The sequence below is a fragment of the Polyangium jinanense genome, from assembly GCF_028435365.1.
In genome coordinates this window covers 64,985-82,524 of record NZ_JAGTJJ010000035.1, presented here as the reverse complement: position 1 = coordinate 82,524, position 17,540 = coordinate 64,985, and the positions used below count along the sequence as shown (strand labels likewise).

At 69.1% G+C, this 17,540-nt stretch carries 11 protein-coding genes; 4 read left to right on the top strand and 7 right to left on the bottom strand.

Annotation, left to right across the window (positions count from 1 at the left end; translation table 11 throughout):
- The 3 genes from KEG57_RS37065 to KEG57_RS37055 all read left to right on the top strand — a co-directional run bounded on the left by KEG57_RS37065 (nt 1) and on the right by KEG57_RS37055 (nt 2,440).
- Nucleotides 1-600 (top strand): murein hydrolase activator EnvC family protein, encoded by a 600-nt coding sequence (locus KEG57_RS37065; protein WP_272425161.1) that lies wholly within the window; start codon nt 1-3, stop codon nt 598-600.
- A gap of 324 nt (nt 601-924) precedes the next feature.
- Nucleotides 925-1,728, top strand: coding sequence for a GNAT family N-acetyltransferase (locus KEG57_RS37060; RefSeq protein ID WP_272425160.1), 804 nt, complete (start codon nt 925-927; stop codon nt 1,726-1,728).
- 19 nt (nt 1,729-1,747) lie between these two features.
- Nucleotides 1,748-2,440 carry an iron-containing redox enzyme family protein gene (locus KEG57_RS37055; RefSeq protein ID WP_272425158.1) on the top strand — a complete coding sequence of 231 codons (693 nt, stop codon included), beginning with the start codon at nt 1,748-1,750 and terminating at the stop codon, nt 2,438-2,440.
- On the opposite strand, the gene KEG57_RS37050 is transcribed toward KEG57_RS37055, so the two are convergent.
- The 7 genes from KEG57_RS37050 to KEG57_RS37020 form a co-directional block, all read right to left on the bottom strand.
- Nucleotides 2,412-3,437 carry a helix-turn-helix domain-containing protein gene (locus KEG57_RS37050; protein WP_272425157.1) on the bottom strand — a complete coding sequence of 342 codons (1,026 nt, stop codon included), beginning with the start codon at nt 3,435-3,437 and terminating at the stop codon, nt 2,412-2,414. The two genes, KEG57_RS37055 and KEG57_RS37050, sit on opposite strands and share 29 nt — an antisense overlap.
- Nucleotides 3,438-3,512: 75 nt before the next feature.
- Nucleotides 3,513-5,069 (bottom strand): sigma 54-interacting transcriptional regulator, encoded by a 1,557-nt coding sequence (locus KEG57_RS37045; RefSeq protein ID WP_272425156.1) that lies wholly within the window; start codon nt 5,067-5,069, stop codon nt 3,513-3,515.
- A 314-nt stretch (nt 5,070-5,383) separates the two neighbouring features.
- Nucleotides 5,384-6,811: a peptidoglycan-binding domain-containing protein gene (locus KEG57_RS37040; RefSeq protein ID WP_272425155.1), complete on the bottom strand. Its 1,428-nt coding sequence runs from the start codon at nt 6,809-6,811 to the stop codon at nt 5,384-5,386.
- 76 nt (nt 6,812-6,887) lie between these two features.
- The gene (locus tag KEG57_RS37035; RefSeq protein WP_272425154.1) at nt 6,888-9,494 is read right to left on the bottom strand and encodes a polynucleotide kinase-phosphatase; all 2,607 of its coding nucleotides are present in this window, start codon (nt 9,492-9,494) and stop codon (nt 6,888-6,890) included.
- Nucleotides 9,491-10,888 (bottom strand): 3' terminal RNA ribose 2'-O-methyltransferase Hen1, encoded by a 1,398-nt coding sequence (locus tag KEG57_RS37030; protein WP_272425153.1) that lies wholly within the window; start codon nt 10,886-10,888, stop codon nt 9,491-9,493. The genes KEG57_RS37035 and KEG57_RS37030 overlap by 4 nt, the downstream gene beginning before the upstream one ends.
- 43 nt (nt 10,889-10,931) lie before the next feature.
- Nucleotides 10,932-13,241, bottom strand: coding sequence for a MopE-related protein (locus KEG57_RS37025; protein WP_272425152.1), 2,310 nt, complete (start codon nt 13,239-13,241; stop codon nt 10,932-10,934).
- 50 nt (nt 13,242-13,291) lie between these two features.
- Nucleotides 13,292-14,116: a TIGR02452 family protein gene (locus tag KEG57_RS37020; RefSeq protein WP_272425151.1), complete on the bottom strand. Its 825-nt coding sequence runs from the start codon at nt 14,114-14,116 to the stop codon at nt 13,292-13,294.
- 109 nt (nt 14,117-14,225) lie between these two features.
- On the opposite strand from KEG57_RS37020, the gene KEG57_RS37015 reads away from it, so the two are divergent.
- Nucleotides 14,226-17,516, top strand: coding sequence for a DUF2135 domain-containing protein (locus KEG57_RS37015; RefSeq protein WP_272425150.1), 3,291 nt, complete (start codon nt 14,226-14,228; stop codon nt 17,514-17,516).
- Nucleotides 17,517-17,540 lie beyond the last annotated feature (24 nt).

Sequence of the window (17,540 nt, the reverse complement as noted above, 5' to 3'; positions counted from 1 at the left end):
ATGCGCGCCCAGCATCCCTCGCCCCAGAGCGCGACGGCCGCGCCGAGGAGGCGCTTCCGGCCACGACGGCTCGCGCTCGTGGTCTTCGTGTTCGGCCAGCTCTTCTTGTGGGGGGCCTATGCGTTCGGGAGCGGCGCGCTTCACCCGCCAGTCGACGGCGTGCCGCTCGCGCGCATTCCGCCCACCTTCGGCGCGCCGCGCGACGGCGGTCGCTCCCGGCATCAGGGCGTCGACATCCTCGCGGCACGTGGCACGCCGGTGCGCAGCGTCGCGTGGGGCGTGGTGCTGGCGCTCGAGAAGCAGCCGCGCGGCGGCAAGGTGGTATTCGTGGCGGGTGACGGGGCGCTGCTCTTCTTTTATGCGCACCTCAACGACCATGCCCCAGGCCTTCACGTTGGACAAATCGTCTCGAAGGGAACGCTCCTCGGCTATGTAGGTGACAGCGGGAACGCGAAAGGGGTCCCGCACCTGCATTTCGAGGCGCGCCCCGCCGCGACGCTCTTCGCGCCCATCGATCCGCGGATCTTGATGCGACCGCGGCGCGTGGGACCGGCAGAGCGTATCCTCGCCGCACTGGCGACGATCGCGGAGCCACGCTGATTCGCCTCTTGTAGAATCGCGCGCGGGCGCGTCCTTTCGTGATGACCGCCCAGGGCGGCATGACGATTCGTTGCGCGATCCGCGCAGCACGGTATGCACGGCTTGGGCAAACGAACCCGATGGCTGGCGCCTCCAGGTGCTGCATGCGCCAGGATCCACCTCGTCCACCTTTGTCGACGACACTGCATCCATCCGGATCCACCTCGCCCTGCTTTCCCCCCGCGTTCAGCCCGAAAATCGACCACCCTCCGCAGGCACGTCGCCTGCAATCAATGCCTCTCCGGCGACCGAGCCGATTTCCTGCTTGCGCCGCCGGAGGACATCATGTCGGACATCCGCTGCATCATCGCCGAAACCCAGAGACACCTCGACGACGCCGTCCGCGTTCGTTTCGACGTATTCGCCCGCGAGCTCGGCTACCTCGACACGAAAGACCACACGGTCCCCCGCGAGCTCGATTCCTTCGATACCCTCCCCACGACCCTCCACCTCATCGCCTACGACGGCGATCTCGCCGTTGGCACCCTCCGCCTCCTCCTGCCGAACCCCGAGGTTGCCGCCACGAACGGTACCTCCTTTGGCCTCTCCGTCGAGTCGCAATTCGACCTCACGCCCCTCGCCGCCGTCGGCCTCCGCCTCGCCGAAACCTCGCGATATTGCGTCCTCGCCACCCATAGACACTCCATGGCCGTCGCCGAGCTCCACGCCGCCGCCGTCCACCTGAGCCGCGTCCTCGGCGTCGGCTACTGGATTGCCACCGCAAACACCGAGACCGACGGCATCGAGGACGCCCGCCTCATCCAGCACGTCGCACGCGAGCGCGGGTTCGTCCGGAACGACCTATCCCTCGCCCCGCGCTTCCCTCCGTCCGCCCCCGCCTCGCCGAAACGCCCGTTCTTCGACGACCACGCGCGCTCCGAGGCCACGCGCTCCCCCGCGCGATTCCGGCTCCCGCGCACCCTCGACATGTACGCCCGCCGCATGCGCGCCCGCTTCGTGGGCCCTCCGGTCTACGACACCCGCTTCCGCATGTGCGCCCTCCCGCTCCTCGCGTCGGTCGCCGAACAGCGCACCGTGCAGCGCGCAAAGCCCCCCGTCTTCCCGAATCCGGGCTCGATTGCCGCCTGAACGAAAGGAGCCCGTGATCATGAACTGCCTCGTGGAAACCCTCGATACCACCGTCTCGGACCTGCTCTCGGCCCTCGACGCGCACCCCGCGGCCCGCCGCCTGCTCGCAGGCGATCTCGACACGGACGAATACGCGTCCTTCCTCCGACAAACGTATCTTTATGTCCAGCAAACCCGCCCCTTGCTCCGCCGCGCCGGCGAGCGGCTTTCGCGCGCGGGCAAGGCCCCCGACCTCGCGCGGCTCTTCCTGCAAAAAGCCGACGAGGAGCAAGGGCACGACCTCTGGGTCCTCGAGGACCTCGCCGCAATCGGCCGCCCCGAGAACCCGGCCGCGCCGCCCTCGCCTTGCTCGGCCGTCACCGCCTACATCGCCTGGAACCGATTCCAGGTCGAGGCCGGCTCGCCCCTCGCCTTCCTCGGCACGGCCTACGTCCTCGAAGCCCTCTCCCAGACCCGCGCCGGCACCACCGCGGCGCATCTCATCGCGCGGCGACGGATCCCCGGCATCGAACGCGGCGTCCGCTTCCTCTCCGGCCACGCCGATGCCGACGAGGGGCACACCGAGGTGCTGCGGGGCCTCTTCGGGCGCATCGAGTCCGCCGAGGACCGCCGCGCCATCGCGCTCTCGGCCGCGGTCACCGCGGCGCTTTATCCGGGGATGTTCGCGGGGGAAGAGACGACCTTCAACGCTGCCGCCACGCCATGTGAATGAGCGCGGCGCGGTTCGGGATGCCGAGCTTGTCGAAGATGTGCGAGAAATGCTTCTTGACCGTGAGCTCCGTGATGCCGAGCTCGGAGGCGATGAGCGCGTTGTCCCAGCATACGCGCTCCGCCACCTTGAGCTCCGCGGACGAAAGGACCTTCAGCCAGGCCAGGGGGATGGGCACGAGCTGCGGGACCTCTTCGAACAGCATCACGAAGGACGCGGCGTCCATACCCGGAAGCTTCTGGATCGAGACCTTCAGCTCGGCCAGCGCGCCGCTCCGCCAGAAAGCGTCGGTGAGCGTGTGAGGGTTCTTCACGATGGAGGCGAGACGCGCGGCGAGCGGCTCGGGGAGCCCGTCCGGGCCGAATTCGATCGGCCTGAACCAGGCCTGGAGCATCTTCTCCGCGCTCGCCGTCCGCGCAATCTCCGCGCCCGACGCGCTGAACACGATCGCCTCGTGCCCGATCCCGGCGAGCACCGCGTCGAGCAGCGACGCGCGCTTCGCCATCGCCCCGAAGAGCCGGCAGTTCTTCACCGCGTTCGTGAAATGCCGCGAGAGCTTCTGCAGGATCATGCGCTCGTGATCCGAGAATGGAACCCGCTTGTCCCGGTAGAGGATGAGCCCCCCGTGCCAGGCAGGATCGTCGCGGAGCATGACGGCCATCACGTGCTCGAGCCGCATGCCGATGTCGCGGCAGTGGTTGTAGAGGTAACTCCGCTCCATCGCCGCGCGCGCGAGCATCTCGGTGTCGCGTAACACCTCGTTCGGACGTTCGGCCACGGCGATCCGGACGAAGTCGTGCGGCACCATCTCCGCGTATCCCTGGAAAAACCGCTCGGGCATCTCGACGACGGCCCAGTCGTAGACGGCGTGCCCCTCGGGCCGGCTCACGCAGAGCGCCCCGTGATCCGCGGACACGAGCTGCGAGAGCAGGCCGTAGCCGCGGCCGAGCACCTCGTGCAGATCGAGCGATCCGCCGAGCTCGGCGACGAGGTCCAGCATGAGGCCGTGCTCATGCTCCGTGAGATCCGAAGGCCCCCTCATATGCGTTCATGATGAACCCGAACTGACCACGATTCAACGCCCGCCTTCGTCCCGACGTTTCGATCCCGTACCGTTCCGGGGGACCAACCCTTCGGGCCACTGGCGCGCTTCCGACGACGCGAGCGGATGTTTTCGATACCATTCATACAGGTTCTGCCCCGGCGCGGGCGACTCCCCTTGCGCCGGCGAGGGACCCAGCACCGGCGGAGGCGCAGCAGCAGGCGCGGCCCCGCCCTCGGATCCGCCGCCCTCGTCGCTCGATCGGAGCCCGTGTCTTCGCATCACCCGCTGGACGAACGCCCGCCCCACACCGGCGATCTTCGCGGCCTGGGACACGTTGTACCCCGTCTCCCGCAGCGCGCGCTCCACATAGGCCCGCTTGTAAGCATTCTCCAGGTGCGCGAGCCCCACGTGCAAGGGAAGCTCGAGGTTCACGACCGGAAGCACCGCCGACGGCGGCTCCTCCGTCTCCTCGGCGGCCCACGGCGGCTCGTCGAGCCCGAGCGAGAGCATCATCTCCACCTTGTTCCGAAGCTCTCGCACGTTCCCCGGCCACGGCCGCGGGTGCGCCTTCATCCGCTCGAGCACCTCGTTCGGCAGGAGCGGCGGCGCGTCCTTCCGCCCCTGCCATTCCTTCTCGAAATGCCGCACGAGCAGCGGGATGTCGTCGAGCCGCTCCCGCAGCGGCGGCAGCCGCACCGGCACGACGGCCAGCCGGTAATAGAGATCCTCGCGGAACCTGCCCCGCTCGACCTCCGCCGCCAGCGATCGGTTCGTCGCGGCCACGATCCGCACGTCGGCCCGCCGCGGCTCGTTCTCCCCGATCCGGGTGATCGTGCGTGTCTCCAAAGCCCGGAGCAGCTTCGGCTGGAGCTCGAGCGGCAGCTCGCCGATCTCGTCGAGGAAAAGCGTCCCGCCGTGCGCCGCCTCGAACCTCCCCATGCGGCTCTCGGTCGCGCCCGTGAAGCCGCCGCGCTTGTGCCCGAAGAGCTCGCTCTCCAGCACGCCCGCGCTCACCGACGAGCAATCGAACACCATGAACGGGCCACTCGCCCGCGCGCTCTCGGCGTGAATCGCTGCGGCCACGAGCTCCTTGCCCGTCCCGGTCTCCCCCTCGACGAGCACGGTCGCGTGGGTCCGCGCGATCTTTTCGAGCAGCGCGAAGAGCCGCCGCATCGGCACGCTCGCGCCGACGAGACCGCCGAAGCGCGTGCGGGACGAGAGCGGCAGCGCCACCACGTCGCGCATCATCTTCAGCCGCAGCGCCGAGGCGCCGAGCCCGATCGTCGAGTCGGGCCGGGCGTAGGCGTCGCGGATCCGCACGCCGTCGACCGTCGTGCCATTGCGGCTCGTCGTGTCGAGTACGCGCAGGAGATCGCCTTCGATACGGAGAAGCAGGTGATGCCGACTGACGGTCGGATCCTCGAGAACGAGGTCACAATCCTTCCCGCTCCCGACCCGCACCTCCGGCCCGAGCACCTCGGTGACGACCCCTGCCATGGGCCCTCGGCTCACCTCGACGCGAATCTTGTGCGTCCGGAGCTCGAGCCCCCGATCGGCTTCCATGGTCCAGGTATTCCAGTCCTTCATGGGGCCATTTTGTATCCAGGCCGCCAAAGTGTCCAAATATAGGGCGATCCGGCGTCCGTCTTGGTTGCACGGCAATTTAAATTACCGAACCACTACGACGAAAGTGGTACGAAGGCGAAGGATGCACGAGCCGTAATCCCTTTTGGCGGGGGCGAGGAGCGATGCTCCGACCGGGCCAGGGGCAGCGGCGATACGGCTCACCAGACGACTACCACCAAAGTGGTACGAAGCCACGACGCTGATGAGCCGTAACCCTGAATGAGAGGGCGAAGTCGCCAGGAGGGGGCGACGAGAGGCGACGGGACGAACCCCGCTCAGCCGCGGACCGTGGCGCCGAACACGTTTTCGATGAAGTCGGCATACTTCATCCGGACGCGACCTCCGCCTTCGGGCATGGCCACGCGGGGAGGTTTGTCGCCGCCCTCGTCCTTGCCCCACGGGTTTCGGAGGACGATGGAGGCGGGCTTGCCATCCTTGCCCGCTTCGAGCCACTCGACCGAAAGCCAGTGGTACGTCCGGAACTCCAGGATCACGGGCACCGGCACGCCACGCGCCGCCGACGTCGCCACGAGGGTCGCGACTTCGTCCTTGGGCCGAGAAAGCGTGCTCACGCTCGAATAGCTCCCGCCGAGGATGGCTTGATACAGGCTGGTGAAGCCATACACGGCCATCTGACTGTTGCCCCGTACCGCCGCCCAGAACGTGTCGTTGTCCTCGGGGTTGTCGTAATCGAAGAGCCAGCTCATCGCCGAGGCGTGGTTCATGATCGCCGACTGGAAGAGCCGGTCGAGGTCCACCCGCCCCGAGTTGTCCCGCGCGATCGCGCTGCGAGGCATCTCGAGCTTCTTGCCGGACCGGAGCGTGATGGCGCGCGCCTCGCGGGTGATGCCGTCGACGATCCGCACGAGCTCGGCCGGATCTCGCCGCAAGAGCACATACTCCATCACGCCGGCCCCACACGTCCCGTGCCCCTGCCCCTGCTGCACCCGGAGGGGGTTGTCGACGTGCCGGATCACCTGCCCGAGCAAAAGCTCCGGCTCGATCCCCGCCTCCAGCAAGAGCGCGGGGTTGCGTGGCGTCTGCGCGAACGTGGCCAGGTTCGGAAGGAGTGATCCCTCGTGCAGGCGCCCCGCCGCGAGGAGCCGCTCGAGGGCCGCGTTCGCGGGCCCGTCGTCGCCGATCGCGCGCCGAACGGCGTCGAGCGAACCGGCGCGGTCCGAAGGCAGCGGCCCCTTCTTCGTGCCGGCCTGCGCCTGGACCGGCGGCGGCGAATCCGGATCCGCCACGGGCCCCGCCCCCGGGCCCCGGAGCTCGGCCGCGTCGTCGAAATACCCCTGATCTTGCCGCGAAGGCCCGCCCGCCACCTGCGCCGCGGCCGCGGGCCTCGCAGGCGCGCCCCCGACCGCCGCCGCCATGGCGTCGTGCAGCCGGCCCTTCCGCTGCGTGGCGAGGCGCCGATCGATGACCACGAGCGTCGCCGCGTCGAGCACACCCGTCTGGGGCAGCCCCGCCGCGGCTTGCTCGGCCACGATGGCCGTGTGGGTCTTCGGTCCGAACGAGCCATCCGGGGTGAGGGACGCGCCGAGCTCGACGAGCGCCTTCTGCAAGAGGACCACGGTCCCGCTCTTCACCCCGCGCTCGAGCGTCGCTTGCCCCGCGGCCACGGCCACGAGCATCGCGTCCTCCGCGAGCTCGGGTGATACGAGAGTCCCGTCCCCTGCGTTCGACTCGTTCTCGTTCATTCCAATCCTCCATCCCGCGCGACGGTTGCCGCGCGAAGAGAATAGCAAACGTGGAGCATAACGCCCGGCTATGGCATCAAAGTCGCGGATCGACCGGCTCGCTTTCCAGCGCGAGGATCGCGAACACGCATTCGTGCACCCGCCGCAAGGGCTCGCCCCGGACGAAACGCTCGAGCGCCTCGACGCCGAGCGCGAGCTCCCGCAGCGCGAGCGACCGTTTCGCGCCGAGCCCACGATTGCGGAGCCGCGCGAGATTCTCCGGCAGATCGTATTCGGGCCCGTAAATGATCCGGAGATACTCGCGGCCGCGGCATTTCACGGCCGGCTGCACGAGGCCGCGTTTGCCCCGCGCGAGGAAAGAGATGGGCTTGACGACCATGCCCTCGCCTCCCTCCGAGGTGAGCTCCTCCCACCACATCGCGCCCTCCCGCTCGCTCGCCTCGTCCCCGAGCGTGACCTCCACGTGCCGCGTCGAAACGAGCACCTGGCCATCCGCCTCGGCGAGCCGCGCCGCGATTCCCAGGTGGAAAGGATGATCTCGATCGACGAACACGCGCCCCTCGGCCGCGAGCAGATGGAAGGGCGCGACGCGATAATCCTCGATACACGCGACCGGCCAGCAGTACCGTCCGTACGCGTCCACGTAAAGCGAAGCGGCCCGCGCCCGCGCCTGCATGTTCCCGAGGAGCGCGTCCGCCTCGATCCCGCGCGCCTTCGCCTTCGTGAGCGCCTCGATCGCGGCTCCGAGCGAAGACCGGGCCGCGCTGCCCACGGGCGCGTATTGCACCCGGACGAGCGCCTGCGCCTTCGCCGACCACGGCATGATCTCCGCGTCGAGCACGAACCAGGGCCCGATCTCCTCGAAGAGCCCGCTCGCCTCGGCCGCGCGCCGCACCCGCGCGAGAAGCGCCTCTTCGAGCTCGCGATCGTCGAAAAACGGCCGGCCCGTGCGCGTGTACACGATGCCCGCCCGACCGTCCGTCGTGCCAAACCGCTTCTTCGCGGTCGCCTCGTCCCGACAAACGACGATCACGGCCCGCGAGCCCATGTGTTTTTCTTCGCAGATGACGCGCGGGACCTCGTTCCGCCGGAAATACGCGAAGGCCTCGGCCGGGTGCTCCAGCGTGCCCGGAAACTCGCTCGTCTCGGTCGGGGACATCGTCGGCGGCAGATAAACGAGCCAGCGCGGATCGACCGCGAACCGGCTCATCGCCTCCAGCGCCGCGGCCGCGTTCTCCTCGCGCACCGTGACCCACCGCGCGAGGCGCGTGCTCACGGGCCGCTTGCCGATCACGTCGTCGAGATCGAGCGTGTCGTCGTGCGTCTGCTGCGCCGAGCGCCCATCCTCGGCCGCCACCGGGACCAGCGGCTTCTTCGGCTCGCAATATTGACGCGCCGCCGGCACGCTGACGAGCTCGCGCTCGGGATAACGCAGCGCCGTGAGCGCGCCGCCGAAGACGCAACCCGTATCGATGCAGATCGTATTGTTCAGCCAATCCGCCGTCGGCACCGGCGTGTGGCCATACACGACCGTCGCGCGGCCCCGATATTCGGTCGCCCAGTTGAGCCGCACGGGCAAACCATACTCGTCCGTCTCGCCCGTCGTGTCGCCATACAGCCCGAATTCGCGCACGCCGCCCGACGAGCGCCCTTGCATCGACGCCTTCATCCCGGCGTGCGCGACGCAGAGCCGCCCATCATCGAGCACGTAATGGCTGACGAGGTCGTCGATGAAACGCGCGAGGTCCGCCTGGAACGCCTCCGTCGTATGCGCGAGCTCGGCGAGCGTCTCGGCGAGCCCGTGCATGATCGTGACCTGCCGTCCGCGGAGCACCTTGAGCAGCTTCACCTCGTGGTTGCCCGGCACGCACAGCGCGGCCCCGCTCTGCACGGCCGTCATCACGAGGCGCAGGACGTCCACGATCCGCGGTCCCCGATCGACGAGATCCCCGAGGAAAACGAGGCGCCTGCCCGGCGGCGGCGTCACGCGCACGCCGTGCGGGCCCGCGGCGGGATCCCATTCGACCGTGTACCCGAGATCTTCCAGCAACGCTTCGAGCTCGTCGCAGCAGCCGTGCACGTCGCCGATGATGTCGAACGGACCGTGCTCGTCGCGGCGATCGGTCCAGAGGCGCGTACGCTCGATGGTGACGTTCTCGATCTCCTCGGCCTTCCGCAGCACGTGCACCACGCGGATGCCCTCGCGCTCGATCCCGCGCAGCGACGCTCGTAGATCCTGCGATTGCCGCCGCACCACGTGGACCGCCACGTTGCGGTCCGTGCGCGCCTCGTTCCGCTCGTTGCAGACGCGCTCGCCCACGTCGAGCACGATTCCCGTCGCGAAGACGTGGTGCTTGCGCGCGATCGCCACGAGCGGCTTGCGGTACTCGGGCCGCACGTTCGTCGCGTCGACGACCACGAGCTTGCCTGCCTCCAGGCGTTTGTCCACGACGAGGTGCAGCACCTCGAACGCCGACGCCGACGCGCTTTGATCGTTCTCGTCGTCCGAGACCATCGCGCGGAACATGTCGGATGAGACGACCTCGGTCGGCGCGAAATGCTTGCGCGCAAAGGTGCTCTTCCCCGATCCCGACGCGCCGAGGAGCAGGACGAGGCTCGGTGTCGGCAGGGAAATCGTGCGGCCGTTCGCGGGGGCCGCCTCCGCCGGGACTTCCGTGCTCATCGGGAGAACACCGCCATTTGCGTGGGAGATCCCAGGGTTTCATCGACAGGTCCGATCGGCGCGAACCGGACGGCATAGCCATTTCGCTCCGCGACGCCGCGCGCCCACGCCTCGAATTCGGCGCGCGTCCATTCGAATCGGTGATCCTTGTGGCGCATGTGGCCCGCGGGGAGCGAGGAGAAGACGACGTTGTATTCGGCGTTCGGCGTGGTCACGACGACGACGCGGGGGCGGGCGTGCTCGAAGACCGAGCGCTCGAGCGCGCCGAGGCGTGAGAGCTCGAGGTGCTCGATGACCTCCACGAGCGCGGCCGCGTCGAAGTCCGAGAGGCGCGCGTCGCGGTAGAGGAGCGATCCGTGCAGGAGCTCGATCCGCTCGGATTTTCGGCCGCCGTGCCGATCGAGCTTCAGCCGCTCCGAGGCCACGTCGAGCGCGCGTTGCGAGACGTCGACCCCCACGAGCCGCGTGATCGCTCGGTTTCGCAAGAGCTTCGCGAGGAGCTTGCCTTCCCCGCAGCCGAGATCGACCACCGACGTCGCGCCTTCGTCCGAGAGCGCCCGCGCCACGGCCTCGATCCGGGCCTCGTCGAGGCGCACGGGCGCCTCGATCGCCGCCTCCTCCTCGGCGTGCGCCTCGGCCTCCGCGTCGGGATCCTTGGCCTCGCCCGAGACGAGCCGATCGAGCGCCGCGCGCGCGAGGCGACCCCTGTGCTTCAGGTACCGCCGCGCGATGAGCTCTTTTTCGGGGTGCGTCGCGAGCCACCCCTCGCCGTGGTAGACGAGCTTCTCCACCTCGTCGTCGCCGACCCAGTAATGCTTGTCGTCGTCGAGTACGGGCACGAGCACGTACACGTGCGAGAGCAGCTCCGAGAGCGGGCACGCCTTGCGCAGGCGGACGTCGTGGTGCGCGCCCTCGCCCCACGCGGGGAAACGTTCATCGAGCGGCAAACGGGTCGCGGTGACCTCGTATCCGAGCGGCTCGAACAGCGCGCGGAGCAGCGTCGCGCCGCCGCGGCACGGCACCGCGGAGAGCGTCGCTTCGAGCGGGATCGACGTCTGCGCGAGCTCCGGCCGATCCTTGCAGCGACCCGCGAGCGCCGAGCCGAGCACCTGCGCGATGGCGACGCTGAGGAACGACGACGCGGCGTACGGCCTGTCGTTCACGTACTGATCCACGGGCCCGCCCTCGGAGGATCCGGGCCGACCCCGCACGAGGGCGACCGGATCGAGGTCGACGAGCAACGCGGCCGTCACGGCCTCGGTCGAGGCTTCGGGATAGAAGACGTGCGCGCGGCCGAACGCGAGGGGGAACGTCTGGAGTTTGTCGGGGTGCTTGTGCAGCAGGAACCCGAGCCCCGACGCGTGCGGACCCGTGGCGCGGAGGGTGAAGAGCATGCGAAGACCGTTCGACCGAGGCTATCAAAGCCCGGCGCTGGGGTCACCCCCGGATCTTGCCGCGCGTGCTCCGTTTTTCCCGGGAGCAGCGCCTCGCGACGAACGCAGAGAGCCCGAGCACCAGCACGAACGGCACGCCGCCGCTCATCCTGCGTCCCCGCCCGGCACCCGCGGCGTCGCAGAACACGCCGTTGCCCTCGAAACCCACGGTGGGCACGGGCTCGCAGACGCCGAGTTGCGAGGTCTCGGAGGTGCAGAACGATCCCGCGGGACAACCGTTGCCCGCCGCGCCGCGGCAGCCCGCCTGGCAGACGCGCGCCGGGATGTCGCAAACGCGCCCGCTGTCGGCGGCGCCGCAATCGGCGTCCTTCGCGCACTCGTTCGGCCCGGGCTCGCAAACGCCACGCGAGGCGTCCACGGACGAGCACACTTCGCCGTAAGGACAACCATTGCCCCCCACGCCGCGGCAACCGGGCACGCACATGCCCGCCTCGCAAACGGAGCCGCTCACGGGATTGCCGCAATCGACGTCCGTGAAGCAGGTGAACGCGTCGTCCGCCGGATCGTTCGGATTCGTCTCGCCCGCATCGACGACGCCGTCGTGATCCGCATCTTCGAGCCCGTCCGGTTTGCCGCCGCCGTCGGTGTCGGCCTTCGTCGGATCCGTCTTTGTGGCGCCGAGATCGCCGTCGGGCTCGCAGCTCAATGGCGCGGGGTCCGTCGCGGGATCGTCGCAGCCATAGCCCATCTCGGTGCCGTCCGGCAAACCATCATCGTCGCTGTCCGGATCGAGCGCGTTGATGAGCCCGTCGCCATCCGAATCCGCGTCCTTCGACGGCTCGGCGCCGTCGGGCACGCCGTCGTCGTCCGTGTCGGCGTCGGCCGGATCCGTGCCGAGCATGCCCTCCTCCGCGTCGCTCAAGCCATCGCCGTCCGTGTCCGCGCAGCCCTCGTCGGTCACGCCATTGCAGTCGTCGTCCACGCCGTTGCATGTCTCGTTCGAGGGCAAACCCGGCATCGCGTTGCACGTCGTAGCGAAAAGCGCGTCGCAGACGATCTCACCCATCGCGAGGCACGCGCCCACGCCCACCGTGCACATCTCCCCGAGGTCGAGCCCGTCGTCCACGACGCCGTCACAATCGTCGTCGATGCCATTGCACATCTCCGCCGCGGGGTCGCCGGGCGTGGCGCTGCACTCGCTCGAGAGCTCGTCGGCGGTGCACACGATGACGCCCGACGCCGCGCACGCGCCGAGTCCCACGTCGCAAGGCACGCCGAGCCCGAAATCTTCGTCCACAGCGCCGTCGCAATCATCGTCGATCTCGTTGCACGTCTCCACCTCGGGAGCGCCGGGCGTGGCGCTGCACACGCTCGATAGCTCGTCGCTGGTGCACACGATGACGCCCGACGCCGCGCACGCGCCGATGCCCACGTCGCAATCCGCGCCGAGATCAAAACCATCGTCCATCACGCCGTTGCAATCGTCGTCGATCCCGTTGCAGGTCTCCGTGCCGGGCTCGCCGGGGAACGCGTCGCAGGACCTCGTGAGCCCGTCGCACAGGATCGAGCCCGTCTCGAGGCAGGCCCCGACACCCATGGTGCAGGGCGCTCCAGTGTCGATGCAGTCGTAAAGGCAGGTCGCGCCATAAAGGGCGATCGGATCGGCCACGAGCCCGGCAAGCGTGGTGGCGCCCTTGTCCGAGATCAGATCACCCGTGAGGCTCTGCGCGTCGCTCGACGAGCCGCACGCGAGCCGGAACGGCGTCTGGTTGGTGATGCCGAGATCCACGCGCGCGACGGCCCAGTCGATGAAGAAGTCAGCGTCTCCGCTCATCATCGAGGGAGCCGCGACAGCGCGCGCGTGCGTCGACGCCGGGTAACTCTTCAAGAGTAGCTCCGAGATGTCCGCAGGCGATCCGTCGTTCTGCGGACTCGTGTTTCGCCGGAGCTCGACGACGTCCGAGCTCCCGAGGACCCCGATGGAGAGCTCGTGGCTCGCGAGGTCGCCGTCGGTATCGATGAGACAAACCCAGCCGAACGCCTTGAAATCCGCGGGCGACGCCTGGAGCACCGCGTCGTTGATCCGCAGCCGGAGGTAGAGGAAATTGGCGTCGGCCGCGAAGTAGGCCGCGGCGCCGCCCTGCGCGGGATCGCTGACGACGTCCTGCCCAGATGCCGCATCCCCCGGTGGATCCGCAACCCGCGCGCCCCCCCGGACGAGCGGTTTCCACGCAGCATCCGCGGGGAACGTCTGGGCATCCGCCGGCGCAGGCAGGGCAAACGAGGCGAGCCCGAGCGCCACGGCGAGGAGCGCGAACCGAGCAGAGCGACGAGGGCGAAAGATCGAAGCCATGGGCGTCCGAGCGATCGTGCCGGGAAGCGCGCCGCGGCACAAGAGGCCGATCACAGGTTCGCCATCCGCTCCTCGAACGCGCGCAGCGTCGCGCGCGCCGCGCTGCGATCGTAGATCCCGAAGACCACACGATCGAAGGCGCCTGTGAAGCGCGGATGCGCAAGCCAGCGCGCGAGCACGTCCGCGACCTCGCGCGGGTCGTTGCGGAACACGCCGCAGCCCCACGCCCCGAGCACGAGCGTGCGATGACCGTGAAGCGCCATGGCCGCGAGCACGTACGCCGCGCGCCGCTCGAGGGCCTCGTGGATCGCGGGGCCCGCCTTCTTGTCGCGGCGAAGCGCCTCGCCCGCGTTCGGAGCCGGCGCCGTCACGATCGACAACGTGAACGGCTCGTCGAGGAGCGCGAGCCGGTCGTCCCGGAAAAACGGCACGTCGGGCGAGTAGATCAGGTGATCGGTGTAGATCATCGACGCCGTCGCCCGGTTTGCCTCGTAATACTTCGGCTGCCGGACGAGGCAGGTATAAAGCGCCGAACACCGCGCGAGGTCTTCCTCCTGGGCCTTTGCGCCGCCCAAAAAACCGCCGCCCGGGTTCTTCGCGGAGGCGAAATTCAGCGCGGCGACGCGCGCCTCGCCCTCGCGGCAGAGCCTTCGCCCCGCGGCCGCGGTCGTCTCGTCCGTCACCTCGATGCGGATCGATCCGGGGCGCCGCTCGCGAGGCTCGGCGTGCACGAGATCGCCCGGTTTGTAGAGCACGGTCCCCGCCGCGGCCGCCTCGACGAGACGGCCGATGTGGACGCGCTGGCCCCCGGCGCTCTCGTATTCGCCGCGGGACACGATGTCGAGGGTCTCCTTCGCGATGCTCGCGAGCTTCATGTTCCCTCCGAAACGCAAAACCAAGTCATGCCGCGAGGATATGCCACGTGCGCCGCGATCGGTCGATCTTCCTGTAAGTCCCGACAACGAACTCCGTTATGCTCGGGCCATGACCTCACGTGCGCGCGCGTTCTTGGTCCTCCTCGTGCTGTTCGTGACGCTCTCCTCGAGCGTGGGCGGCTGCGGCGGCAGCTCGGCTCCTCCTTCGATGGCGGAAGCGCAAGCGCCCGCCGGGGAGGCCGCTCCCGCGGCCGTCGAATCAATGGAGACGGAGTCGGCGCCGGACTCTCGATACGACGCCGACGATGCAAAACCCGCGGAGCCGCCTCCGCCGCCGGCCGCGCCCGCCCCGATGGCGCCTGGCGCCGCGGCGTCGATGCCCGCGCCCACCTCCGCGCCGCCGCGAGCGCCGGCCTCTGTGGGAGGGGGAGCGCCGCGCTCCGCGGTCGAGGCCAAGGCCGAAGAGAAAGGGGCGGCCGCGGCGAAGCCCAAGTCCGTCGCGGGATCGGACGAGGCGACGACGTGGAAGCGCGCGCAGAGCGGGGCCCACGCGGTGCGCGTGGAGATCGGCGATCGCGAGGCGCTGCCCGTGCGCAGCGTGCAGGCCAAGGTCGCGATCGACGGCTTCATGGCCCGCGTCGTGCTCGACATCGTCGTGAAGAACAACCGCCCGGAGACGTACGAAGGCACGCTCAAGATGCGCCTGCCCGTGGGCGCGTCGCCGTATTATTTTGCGTTCGGGCAGGACGCGATGGCCATCGCGGGCGACGCCGTGCCGGCGTTTTTCCCGGCGGAACGAGCCCGCGGCATGGGCGGCGAGCCGGCCGAGATCCGGAGCGCGCGCCAATCCGCGTGGCAGGGCGTGAAGGAGGCGCGCATGGTGCCGAAAGAAAAGGCCGCGCTCGCCTACACGCAGACCGTGCGCCGCAACGTGGATCCGGCGCTGCTCGAATGGGCCGGGCCGAATGTTTTCAATACCCGCGTCTTCCCGCTCGTCGGGGGCAAATCCCACCGCATCGTGCTCGGCTACGACGTGCCGCTCACGCGGATCGGCGAGGACCTCGAATACAGCTTCGATCTGCCGGAGAACGTCGGCAGCAAGGCGATCGATTTCGCCGTCGCGGCGCCGCAAGGCGCGTCCGTGGACGTCACGCCGGCCGTGCCGGCCTTCTCCGGCCCGGACAAACGTTTCTATCGGTTCGACGATCCGTCCGGAAAAACCGTCACGGTCCGCATCAAGAAGCCGGGCGCCGCGCACGTCGTCGCGACGGACGCCGCGACAGGGCCTTATTTCGCGGCCGACATCGCGCCGCAGTTTCCCGCGTCGTCGGCGGCGAAGGGCGAGGAGAACGTGCTCTTCCTCGTCGACACCTCGCTCTCGTCGAACCCCGATCGCTTCAACGTCTGGCTCAAGCTCCTCGACGCGATCCTCGCGAACAACGAGGACACGATCAAGCATTACAACGTCCTCTTCTTCAACATCGAGCAGACGTTCTGGAAGCCGCGCTTCGTCACGAACGACGCCGCCTCGCGCCGCGAGCTCAAGACCTTCGCCGAGGGCCTCGCGCTCGAAGGCGCGACCGATCTCGGCGCCGCGCTCGCCCGGGCCACGACCGCGCCCGGCGCCCCGCAGTTCGACGTCTTCCTCCTCAGCGACGGCGCCGCGACCTGGGGCGAGCCCGACGCGCAGATGATCACGAAGCGCCTGCAGAAAACCCCGGTCCGCTCGGTTTACGCATACCAGACGGGCCTCGCGGGCACGGACGTGGATGCGCTCACGCTCCTTACGCGCGAGACCGGCGGCGCGCTCTTCTCCGTCACGGGCGACGCCGAGGTCCAGAAGGCCTCGACCGCGCACAAGAGCCGCCCATTCCGCCTGGTCTCGGCGCGTGTCTCCGGCGGCAGCGATATCCTCTTCGCCGGCCGCCCTCGCTTCGTCTTTCCCGGCCAAACCCTCCGCGTCGCCGGCCGCGGCACGCCCGACAAGGACGCCGCCGTCGAGCTCACGCTCGAATCCGGCAGCGGCACGCAAATCGTAAAAGCCCCGCTCGGCCAGGCGATCCCCTCCCCGCTCGCGATTCGTGGGTATGGCCAGATCGCGGTCGCGCAGATCGAAGAGCTCGCCCCGGCCACCGAGACCATGGCGAAGGCGTATTCGATCCACTTCCGCGTCCCCGGCAAGACCTCGTCGCTGCTCATGCTGGAGTCCGAGGCCGATTATCAGCGCTTCGGCATCGTGCCCGAGGACTTCGCCCGGACCATCAAATCGGCGTCGGCCTCGCGCGTCGTCGAGGACACGCTGGCCCTCTCCGCCTCCGCACTCGGCAACCCCAAGGCCACGTTCCTGCGCTGGATCGACGGTTTGCCCACGACGCCCGGCGTGGCCCTCACCGTACCACCTTCGTTCCGCCAGGCGCTCAATCAGATGCCCGAGGAGAGCTTCCGCGTCGACGCGGCCCCGCTCGCCGTGAAATCGCGCGACAAGAAGTCGATCCCCGCCCCCGTGCTCGCCGACCTCACCGCGCACAAGCTCGATTACGATCGCATGACGACCGAGGCCGAGCGCCGGCGCGCCTCGCTCGGGCCCGCGGACGCCCTCAAAGCGCTGAGCTCGCTCGTCGAGGAAAACCCAGGCGATGCCGTGCTCGCGCGCGACGTCGGCGTCACGGCGATGAGCTTCGGCCTGCCCGCGGACGCATTCCACCTCTTCCGCCGCGTCGCCGTCGCGCGCCCCTACGAGCCGCAGACTTACCGCGCCATGGCGCAGACCCTCGCGCGGCTCGGCCGCACGGACCTCGCGATGGCGTATTTCGAGGTGGGCCTCGCGGGGCGATGGGAAGCGCGGTTCGGCGAGTTCCGCAAGATCCTCGCGCTCGAATACTTCGATTTGCTCCAGCGCGCGGCGCGCGGCGACCTCAAAACCCACGTGCCCGAGTACGTCAAGAACCGCCTGCCCCAGGTGGCCCGCGAGACCCAGCTCCAGAGCGCCGATCTCGTCGTGATGATCACCTGGAACACGGACGCGACCGACATCGACCTGCACGTGACCGAGCCGAACGGCGACGTCTGCTACTTCGGCAATCGCCAGACGCAGCTCGGCGGCCAGCTCACGATGGACGTCACGCAGGGTTATGGCCCGGAGATGTACGTCCTGAAAAACGCGACGGACGGCAAGTACAAGATGCAGGCCCATTACTTCGCGTCGGACCGGAACCGCGCCTCGACGCGCACGAAGGTGCAGGTGATCGTGTTCGAGGACTTCGGCATGAGCGCGCAGAAGGCGACCGAGAAGGTCATCACGCTCGAATACGGCAAGCAGAAGCACGACCTCCTGGAGATCGTGCGGAAGGCGAAGCCAGGCCAGAAGCCCAAGCCGACGCTGGAAATGGCGGGGCCCTGACGAATCGCGGCGTGATGGTGCGGG